1 protein-coding gene is annotated in these 1,380 nt (G+C 67.2%); it reads right to left on the bottom strand.

The features are described 5' to 3' along the window. Positions 1 to 1,380 (bottom strand): GspE/PulE family protein (locus DBR20_RS15850; RefSeq protein WP_108266834.1); only part of this gene is annotated, 1,380 nt, incomplete at both ends.

Raw genomic sequence — 1,380 nt, 5'->3', positions numbered from 1 at the left:
TCGATTGTAGTCAGCCCCTGTGCCACCTTTTCAAGCCCGGCCTGGCGCAGGGTTCGCACTCCTTCAGCACGCGCGGCACGGTTGAAACCGGCCAGATCCATGTCCGCACGGATCAGTCCGCGCAGGCGCGAGCCCAATGGCAGCAACTCATACAGGCCGATGCGGCCGAGGAATCCGGTGCGCCGGCACTCCAGGCAACCGACCGGCCGACAGGGCGTGGCGGCATCTGGATATGCAGCTTCGCTATCAGCCAGCACCGCCCAATCGGCCCTGCCGAGGGTGTGCGGCTGCTTGCAGTGCGGGCACAGCGTGCGCACCAGGCGCTGGGCGAGGATGCCGTTGACGGTGGATGACAGCAGGTAATGCGGCACGCCCAGGTCGAGCAGGCGGGTGATGGCCGAGGGCGCATCGTTGGTGTGCAGGGTGGACAGCACCAGGTGGCCGGTCAGCGAGGCCTGCACCGCCATCTGCGCGGTTTCCAGGTCGCGGATCTCGCCGATCATGATGATGTCCGGGTCCTGCCGCAGCAGGGTGCGCACACCGCTGGCGAAGTCCAGGTCGATGTTGGTCTGCACCTGCATCTGGTTGAATTCCGGCGCGATCATCTCGATCGGGTCTTCCACCGTGCACACGTTGACGTCCGGCGTGGCCAGCCGCTTCAGGGTGGAATACAGGGTGGTGGTCTTGCCCGAACCGGTCGGGCCGGTGACCAGCACGATGCCGTGCGGGCGCTCGACCAGGGCGGTCCAGCCGGCCGCTTCCTGCGGACTGAAGCCGAGCTGGTCGATGCTCTTGAAGGCCGCTTCCGGGTCGAAGATGCGCATCACGCACTTCTCGCCGAAGGCGGTCGGCATGGTCGACAGGCGCATTTCCACTTCCCGGCCGCCAGGCGAGCGGGTCTTGATGCGGCCATCCTGCGGGCGCCGGCGCTCGGCCAGATCCATGCGTCCCAGCACCTTGATGCGGCTGACCACGGCGGTCATCACCGCCGGCGGCACCTCGAACACCTTGTGCAGCACGCCGTCGATGCGGAAGCGCATGCGGCCCATTTCGCGGCGTGGCTCCAAGTGGATGTCCGACGCGCGCTGTTCGTAGGCGTACTGCAGCAGCCAGTCGACGATGTGCACGATGTGCTGGTCGTCGGCATTGACGTCGCCGGTACGGCCCAGTTCGACCAGCTGCTCGAAGCTGGGCAGGGTGGTGTTGGCCTCGCCACGCACGTCGCCACGGGCACCGCGCACCGAGCGGGTGACGCCGAAGAACTCCATGGTGTAACGGTGCAGGTCGAGCGGATTGACCACCGCCAGTTCGATGCGCAGGCGGGTCAGGTGCTGCAGGTCGCGCAGCCATTCCTGTGCCAGCGGCTCGCTGGTGGCCACC

Source organism: Stenotrophomonas sp. HMWF023, from assembly GCF_003060985.1.
In the GTDB taxonomy this organism is placed as follows: Bacteria; Pseudomonadota; Gammaproteobacteria; order Xanthomonadales; family Xanthomonadaceae; genus Stenotrophomonas; species Stenotrophomonas lactitubi.
Note: the sequence above shows the minus strand (reverse complement) of the source record. Positions and strands in the feature narration are given on the sequence as shown.